The organism is Nostoc sp. (genome assembly GCF_036919595.1).
GTDB lineage: Bacteria > Cyanobacteriota > Cyanobacteriia > Cyanobacteriales > Nostocaceae > Nostoc.
Genome location: NZ_JBALCO010000202.1, coordinates 1 through 8,659 on the forward strand (window position 1 = coordinate 1; position 8,659 = coordinate 8,659).

6 protein-coding genes and 2 pseudogenes are annotated in these 8,659 nt (G+C 45.6%); 3 read left to right on the forward strand and 5 right to left on the reverse strand.

Translation table 11 applies throughout. The features are described 5' to 3' along the window. The first annotated feature begins 161 nt into the window (after positions 1-161). Both V7K21_RS30400 and katG read left to right on the forward strand, forming a co-directional pair. On the forward strand, positions 162-335 hold the full coding sequence (locus V7K21_RS30400) for a hypothetical protein (protein WP_335179823.1): 174 nt from the start codon (positions 162-164) through the stop codon (positions 333-335). 153 nt (positions 336-488) lie between these two features. Further along, positions 489-2,798 (forward strand): catalase/peroxidase HPI, encoded by a 2,310-nt coding sequence (katG, locus tag V7K21_RS30405; protein ID WP_335179813.1) that lies wholly within the window; start codon positions 489-491, stop codon positions 2,796-2,798. Between the two features lie 129 nt (positions 2,799-2,927). Here katG and V7K21_RS30410 read toward each other — a convergent pair whose 3' ends face one another. Next, positions 2,928-3,212: a transposase gene (locus V7K21_RS30410; RefSeq protein ID WP_335179821.1), complete on the reverse strand. Its 285-nt coding sequence runs from the start codon at positions 3,210-3,212 to the stop codon at positions 2,928-2,930. Positions 3,213-3,220: 8 nt separating this feature from the next. Between V7K21_RS30410 and V7K21_RS30415 the strand changes: the two are divergent. Then, positions 3,221-3,466 (forward strand): annotated as a pseudogene (locus V7K21_RS30415) (transposase family protein); the annotation flags it as partial. Positions 3,467-3,649: 183 nt separating this feature from the next. On the opposite strand, the pseudogene V7K21_RS30420 reads toward V7K21_RS30415, so the two are convergent. From V7K21_RS30420 to V7K21_RS30435, 4 genes and pseudogenes are all read right to left on the reverse strand, one after another. After that, positions 3,650-4,342 (reverse strand): annotated as a pseudogene (locus V7K21_RS30420) (IS1 family transposase). Between the two features lie 284 nt (positions 4,343-4,626). Further along, on the reverse strand, positions 4,627-6,759 hold the full coding sequence (locus V7K21_RS30425) for an AAA family ATPase (protein ID WP_335179815.1): 2,133 nt from the start codon (positions 6,757-6,759) through the stop codon (positions 4,627-4,629). Between the two features lie 15 nt (positions 6,760-6,774). Then, a complete protein-coding gene (locus V7K21_RS30430) occupies positions 6,775-7,230 on the reverse strand; it encodes a hypothetical protein (RefSeq protein WP_335179817.1) in 456 nt (151 codons plus the stop codon). A gap of 42 nt (positions 7,231-7,272) precedes the next feature. Then, positions 7,273-8,502, reverse strand: coding sequence for a hypothetical protein (locus tag V7K21_RS30435; protein ID WP_335179819.1), 1,230 nt, complete (start codon positions 8,500-8,502; stop codon positions 7,273-7,275). Positions 8,503-8,659 lie beyond the last annotated feature (157 nt).

Below are 8,659 nucleotides of genomic sequence, written 5' to 3' on the forward strand. Positions count from 1 at the left end.
CTGACGCAAGTCGAGAGAGTAGGCTTTCATAGCGACCAGTTATCAATAGAATTGCTCTCTCCTAAGTGTACTGAACTGGACTGATAACCGCTATACCTCAATTACAACTCAATTGGCAGCAAAGAGTTAGGCGACCATTACCAGATAGTGTTAAGTATGCATTGCAAAACTTTGAACGAATTTGGATAGCTGATGGTTCTACAATGGAAGAGGCTTTTCACACAGTTAAACGCTTACTTGGTTTATCTTACCTATGGACTGGTTCTATTAATGGGGTGAAATTACAAGTCTGGGAATGGGGTGAAATTGCAAGTCTGGGCCACTTGCTTAAATGAATGCCCTTAGCAAAGGGTAGCTCATTCAGCACTTGCAAAAACTTTAGCGATGAAGGCACTTGCCGTTCAAACCGCCACAAATGGCGCTTAACACAGCTTGACTAACATAAACTGTTAGAGAGAATTGAACTTAATGAAGAAGGATTGAACTGAATGAATAACAGCCCCATGAACAACAACCCTGCCACCCCTCCTGCACAATGTCCCTTCCGGGGAACCCGCATTGGTGGCGCGCTCGGCTCCAAGCCGCAAGTCGATGATTGGTGGCCGAACCGACTTCAGGTCGAACTGCTTCACCAAAATTTGCCCCAAGCTAACCCACTGCGAGATTTCGATTATAAAGGAGCCTTCGCGAAGCTTGACTTTGAACAGTTGAAGAGCGATATCAAAGCGCTGCTGACCGATTCAAAGGACTGGTGGCCAGCCGACTATGGTAATTATGGACCTCAAATGATTCGCATGGCGTGGCACTCAGCAGGCACCTACCGGATCGCAGACGGTCGAGGCGGAGCGAGTCAGGGTATGCAACGCTTTGCACCAATCAATTCGTGGTGGGATAATGGGAACACAGATAAATCACGACGGCTGCTCTGGCCCATCAAGCAGAAATATGGTGCGGCAATAAGCTGGGCTGATTTGATGAGTCTGACTGGCAACTGCGCGCTCGAAATCATGGGGTTTAAGACCTTCGGTTTTGGTGGCGGTCGCATTGATGCCTGGGAGCCAGATCGCGCGATATACTGGGGGCCGGAGTTCTGGAACGGCGATCCGGTTGACGATATCAAGGAACACCCTGGTCATCCTGACGAGATGGTCACTCGCACGATTCGGTGGGTTGGGAAGCCGAACGAGGAATACTACGACCTTGAGAACCCGCTAGCAGCTTCGCACCAGGCGCTAATTTACGTCAATCCAGAAGGTCCAAACGGCGAAGGCGACCCCTATGGCTCAGCGCGAGACATTCGCGAGACGTTTGCGCGTATGGGCATGAATGACGAAGAAACTGTCGCGCTCATTGCAGGTGGTCATGCCTTTGGCAAAAGTCACGGCATGGTCTCGCCGGACAAGATCGGTCCAGCGCCGGAAGCCGCGCCAATTCAGGCTATGGGCTTGGGGTGGCAGAACCCTGAAGGCACTGGGTTTGCCGAATATACGATGACGAACGGGATCGAAGGATCGTGGACTCCAAACCCAATCCAGTGGGACAACAGTTACCTAACCAATCTTTTTAAGTACGAGTGGGAACAGACAAAGAGTCCAGTAGGTGCTATTCAGTGGAAGCCGAGCAATCCTGATGCGCCAAAGACACCAGATGCCCATCAACAGGGTGTTGAACACCCGTTAATGATGATGACTTCGGACATTGCGTTGAAGGTCGATCCCGTCTATTACGAGGTCTGTCAGCGCTACTTGGGTGACTTCGATTACTTCAGCGATGCGTTCGCACGCGCCTGGTTTAAGCTGATTCATCGAGATATGGGTCCGAAAACGCGCTATCTTGGTCCGGAAATCCCAGAGGAAGATCTGATCTGGCAAGATCCAATTCCAGCCCTGGATCATGAGGTTGTTGATGTCGCCGATATCAATTTTCTTAAGGATAAGATTTTAGCAAGTGGGATTTCTGTTTCGGCGCTCGTGTCAGCCGCTTGGTCAGCCGCGTCGAGCCACCGCCATTCTGACAAGCGCGGCGGCGCGAACGGAGGGCGCATTCGCCTCAATCCCCAGAAAGACTGGGAAATGAACCGCCCGCAGGAACTTGGCAAGGTGCTATCGACCCTTGAGCAAATTCAGTCCGAGTTTAACAGCGCTCAGTCGGGCAGCAAAAAAATCTCGATCGCAGACCTAATCGTTCTCGGTGGTTGTGTTGCGATTGAGAAAGCCGCGCAAGACGCTGGGGTTTCTGTTGCCGTCCCATTTACACCAGGGCGGATGGATACAACTCAGGAATTGACAGACGTTGAAATGATTAATTGGCTGAAGCCAGTTTCGGACGGTTTCAGAAACTATCACAATGAGGCGGTTGGCTATAAGGTGAAGCCGGAGCGGATCTTCCTCGATCGGGCGCAACTCCTGACGCTGACTGCGCCCGAGTGGACGGTTCTGGTCGGCGGACTTCGCGCCCTCGATCAGAATTGGGACTATTCAAAGCACGGTAGCTTCACTGACCGACCGGGTGTCTTGACCAATGACTTTTTCCGTGTCCTGACAAGTATGGACTACGAGTGGAAGCCTGCTGACCATCGCGAGATGTTTTTTGATATCTGCGATCGCGAAACAGGTGAAGCGAAGTTCACCGCAACCCGCTGCGATCTCATCTTCGGCTCGAATGCGGAACTGCGTCAGATTACTGAAGTCTATGGCGCTGATGACGGTCACGAGCGGATGGTCAAGGACTTCGTCGCAGCCTGGAACAAGGTGATGATGCTTGATCGCTTCGACGTTCCCGCTGAACAGACCCGCTAAAGTCTTGAGCGTAGCGATACACCCGTGGAGTTCGGGTGTATCGCTACGCTTTGAAGAACTCACCGTGGATAAGAACGCTGCTTATCCACAGCAGAGGAACCTTGCGCTTTGGATTAAAGCAATAAGTAGCTAGGTGCAATTAAATATAAAACGTTCCACTATGTATCCACAAGTTTGACTACGGGCTGTCATCCCCTCTAGAACTGCGATCGCTAAGTCATATTCGTTGTCAAACATTTGACCAGCAATTTCATGACTTTTTAATTGATGCCATTGGGTTTCAATGGGATTCATTTGTGAACAATAAGGGGGCAAAAAGAAAATGTATTGTCCAAGTTGCTGCCAACGCTGCCATTGTTGACGAACCAGCTTACTATTGTGCAGAGAACCATTATCCTGTACAACTACGGTAATTAGTCCACTTTAATAGCAACAGTTATACTCCCAAAAAAAAGCCTAAAAATAGAGAACTTTCTGTCTTAGAAAAAGACTATAATCGGTTTTTGGCAAAAGCTAGAATCGGTATTGAACACATTAATCGCCGCCTGAAAGTTTTTCAGGTTTTTGGTGATAGATATCGTAATCGCCGTCGTCGTTATGGTCTGCGTTGTAACTTACTGGCTGCAATTTACAACTACGAATTAAGTTTAGCCGTAACAAAATTTTAATCCTCTAATATAACATAAAATTAATTTTGCAAGAGGTCTATTATATTTATTCAAAGTCGCAGACAATTTTCCACTACTCTACAATCATTAGTTGAGTAATGTAAAACTATCTTCTATTAATTAGAGGGTGTTTGAAAAGTCGGACAGATAGTAAAAAAGGGCGTTGCATAAATGCGGGATGATTTAATTTAGTATGGGTATCTCCTGATACTTCAAGTAATGAAGTAATAATCGAATTGAAGATTTCAGCATATCTACCGACTTTGAATAGCACAATGTTTTGCGATGCAGTCGTGCTAAGTAGTGACGCAAGCGGGTATTTTCGCCTTCTACTCTGGTCATATATGTTTTACTCACAATTTGGTCTCCATCAGGGATAAAACTTGGGTAGACTTTCCAGCCATCTGTCACATAGAAATAGCTCTTCCACTGTTTTACAATTTCCCACAATGGCTCAAACGTTTTGGCACTATGATCTCCTAAAACCCAGGCTAAAATACCCTGCTGAAAGTGATTTACTGCTGTCCAGAGCCAAAGAGTGTTTTTTTTGAACCGATGAATGTCTCTAATTCATCCAGTTCTCCAACTTCTGGAATGATATCTTCTTTTGGTACATCTGGAAGTTTTTCTCCTAATTGTTTGACCCAATAAATGATAGTAGTATGATGCACCCCTTTAACCCGTTCAATTCCGCGAAAACCCATACCGTTCAAGTACATTTTTAAACATTCTTGTTTCAGATCCTCTGAATATCCTTTTGGCGGATTGTACACGTCGATAAATTGGCGATCACATTCATTGCAAATGTGATGAGAGTTTACCTCTTCGCTTTCCGTTCTTCCGAATCTCCGTAGACCCACAGTATGGACATTGCACAGTAGATAACCTCAATTCATCCCTCTATTATGCAATGCCAAATTTCGCATAGCTGAAACAACGTTTGCTGCCATTTTTTTAGTTAGCGTTAAGCGAAGCCATGCCGTAGGCTTATCGCCTGATAATACTTGCTCGAAAAAATTTATAACCTCTTACCAAAAACTGAAAGTAGAACAACCTATAATCATACCACAAAATATTTATGCAAGAGTTCTATTGACTTTACGGCAGTCAGTGTTGCTGCTGACTGCTTTTCTCTAGCCTTTTAGTCCAAAGTCCAGTTATTAAATTTCTTTCATGATTTTTCCCATCTTTTGGTATTCGCGGCGTACTGCTTGAGTGAGATGAGACATTGCGATTGGATTTCCTTCAGTAGCAGCTAGAAAAGCAGATGCGAGGGCAATGCTGCGAATGTTAGCCCCAGTTAGTTCAAAATTGCGAGCCAGATACCCTAAGTCTAGTTCCGGGCTGCGCGGTGCAAGGTCTGGAAAAACTTTCTGCCATATTTGCTGTCGCTGCTTCTCACCTGGAATTGGAAATTCTACAATAAATCGCAGCCGTCGCATAAAAGCATCGTCCATATTAGCGCGAAGGTTAGTTGTCAAGATTGCCAATCCTTCGTACTCTTCCATTTTTTGTAGAAGGTAGCTAATTTCTAGATTGGCATAGCGATCGTGTGCATCTTTCACGTCACTCCGTTTACCAAATAGTGCATCTGCTTCATCGAAGAGCAGAATTGCATTTGCATTGGTGGCAGCAGTAAAAATTTGGTTGAGGTTCTTTTCCGTTTCGCCAATATATTTGCTGACAATTTGAGACAAGTCAATTTTGTACAAGTCAAGCTGAAGTTCTTGGGCAATTACCTCAGCCGCCATTGTTTTTCCAGTACCTGGAGTTCCGGCAAACATAACGTTTAAGCCTTTGCCCAAAGACTGCTGGCGATTAAATCCCCAACGTTCCCAGACTAGATACTGATGCTTGACATGCTCGCAAATTTCCCGAAGCTGGGCTTTTAGAGGCGCAGGCAGCACAATATCATCCCACCGATAGTGTGGATTAATCTGTCGAGATAGTGCTTCTAGGTCGCGTCCGGATGTGCCTCGCACTGCTAAAAATATGTCGTTGATCTGGACAGCAGCTAGCTCGGAAGAATGTAGCGTAGGGGCAGCGTTTTTCCACTTTACTTGGTGTGTAGCAGCGATCGCAGCATTAGCAATCTGGTCAGAGGTGAGCCGAAAGCGATCGCTTAATGTATCTAACTCTGATGAGGAAAGAAAAATATTTGCCGCCTTTAAGTAATGCATCCAGTAAAACCGCCGCTGTTCAAAATTTGGCATTGCGAAAGGAACACTGAAAATGCCTTGAGGAATCAATTGAGCGGCTGTATAGAGCCAGGGTTTGAGACCAGAGAGAATGGTTCTGCCAGAATATGTTGCTAAACTCTCAATCAAGGTATGATAAAAAAGCTCATGGTCTGGAGTTTGCAAAGCCTCTAGCTCTTCGATATAGAGTAAGGCATTTTGAAACAGTGCTTCTTGAAAGATCAGGTTTAACGTTTTGATAAACTCGGACTTAGCAGCTAAAATTTTTGCTAATTTTACAGTCAGCAGCGGAATTTTCAGAACACTAGCCATCGCTTCAGCAACTTGTCGTTTGCCTGCTCGATCGATGCCATGAAAATACAGCTTGAGTGATCGGTTGGTCTGCCAATCGGCTTGAATGAGGGTGAGTAACGCCTGCTGAATTGAAACGGAAATTGGCAATTCTTGAAACTGGATTTGTGGTGAAATTAACTGACAGACTGAAACTAGCCGCCGATCAAGTCCTTGCTCCTCTAGCAGCAGGCGAACAACTTGCGGATCGAGTTTAATAATGTGTGCCAGCAGCGAGGGTTCAGCTTGATTTGGGTCTGGAATCAAATGCAGCAACCCATGCCGGATCAGGGGAGATTCAGCTGCAAAGTGGGTTCTTCGCATCAGTTTTTCCAGCGACGAGGCGCAGAGTAAATTCAAGCTGAGGTCAACCGTGGGGCGTTTAGCTCGAACATCGTCTTGCAGATAGGCATAAAGGCGTTCGTAGCGGCGATCGAGTTCGGGCGCGAGGGCAACAGCAATAATATTAAGATCAAAACTTGATAGACCAAAACAATCTTGAAGCCATGCTAGCGGAGATCCAGCCTCGACAGCATCTGAGGGAAGGTTCTGAAGCTGTTCAGAATAAAGTACTGAGTTTCCTGGCGCTTGTTCGATCAGTTGCCCAACTTCTGCGGCATCAATCTGTAATCCGCGATAGAGGCCGTTGTTCGCTTCTGTGCCATAGGCAGCTTCAACAGCGGCGACTGCGGTTTCTAAGCGCCGATCAAGATGTTGTAAGACCAGCAGGAGTTGCTTGAAGCAAGGTTTCGTTTGAGCCAACATTTTAGCTAAACTACATTAGTTTTGATCGTCTGAAAATACAAGGTTAAATGTGGCTTGCGCTGAAGCTCCCTCTTTGAGAATGGCAAATATTGCCTTTAAGTAATGATTCATCGTGAGATTCGTATAGAGCGTTAAACTCTCTAAGAACTCATCGTTGATAGCTAGGTTGCCGACATCTGCGCCGACCCGGTAGCGAATCTCTCCATCTCGACGATCCATTACCCAAGCTCCATAAGTCATGCCAAAATTGGCTCGCTCCAAAAACTCTGACATCGTCTTGAATAACTCAGGGGGGCAGACTTCTGGAACCCTGGCAAACATCGTAATCGTCTGAGTAGGCTCGTCACTGGAGGCGATGAAATCCCATAGCGCAATATCTCCACTATACCGAATTGTGAGAATTGTATTATCGGGAACCTGCTCCATTGGCCAACCATATCGTTTGTAAAAGCCAACGAGCCGATCAAACAACTGACTCATATATTTTCCTAAAGTAATATTTTTAGATGAAGACTACTTAATATGCTTCAACACTTTCTCTCGAAGCTTTTCAGAGTCGCCACTTGTCTCATCAAACCAGCGAGTCCACCGCTTTGGCGTTATATCTGCTGCTGACAGTAACGTATTCAGCGTAAGTGTACCATATTCTGCTAATGCTTCTGCATCAGCTTTGTCTTTAGCTTCGATCCGCGCGTTGGTAAACTCTTTAGTCTCATTATTATAGCTATGCATACAAAGCAGCGTCAGGGTATCTGCCAACGTCTCTTTGGAAGCATTCAAAGATTGCTTACTCTTATGAGCCGATGCACTCAATTGATAGCAGACTTCTTCAAGTCCTTTTGGTTTTTCTTTGTAGATTACCTCACCACTTGCTTGCACTTCAATCCAGTTATCCTTTTTGGTCGTCTTATCGAGCTGTTCAGCAGCAGATAGATTAGTAACAATAACTTTCTCTTGCGATTTGACCCGATCTTTTTTGTCTTCCCAAGCAAATTCCTTGACTTTGGTGAATTCGCTTTTTTTCATCCCATTTGGCTTAGTTCCCTTGAGAACGTTAGAGAGATGGTTGTAATAGCACTTGTAGATCCTTTCCTCCATAATTCGATAATCTGGTTTCGAGTCTGGCCTTGCTTTCGGTTTACCTTCATCATCCAGATATTCAGCAATATCAGTCAGAGAGTTGGCCTTGCGATTACGCTTGTAATTTAATACCGCATACCCGATAGTCAATATGCCAGTTACTACACTAAAAGGTATTCCAATAGGAGCACCCACACCACTCAGCGTCAGCGCGCTGCTAACAATACCAACTGCGCCCCCTGCTGTTTTCATGATGCCATCTTCCATTCTCCGTCTATTGATTTTCTTGGCGGCTGCCATCGCCGGATTGAACTTTATCTCTAGTTCTTGAAGCTGTTCAAGCGTGTCGCGCAGCTCTTGCATTTTCTCCTCAACTTTAAGAATTTCATCTGGCTCGGCAGTCATCAAAAGATCGGGTAATTGCGCCTTGATTTGTTCTAATCCATCGGCAACGTTTTGAATGATTTTCTTCTGAGAGCCTTTCGCTTTTTCAATTTGGGAAGATTGGTATAAGCTTTTACATGTCTGAAATCCACCTGAAGCAACTTGAAGCGCGCCGATAACAATCCCTAGAACTGCGGTAGCTTTGGCTAGTTCAGAAGTTAACGCCCCCAATTCAGTTTTAGATATCTTCTCTACCGATTTGGCGATTCCGGAAGTCACTTTCGTTCTGGATTTGACTACGGACGCTCCAGTTGTAGTTGTTTCAAACACAGAGGCTATCTTCGGGAGCAATGCGATTTTGTGAGGTCGGCTAAAAAAGGTGCGATCGCTAATCACCCATTACGTATGAGTTAAATATTTTATACAATATTACTAG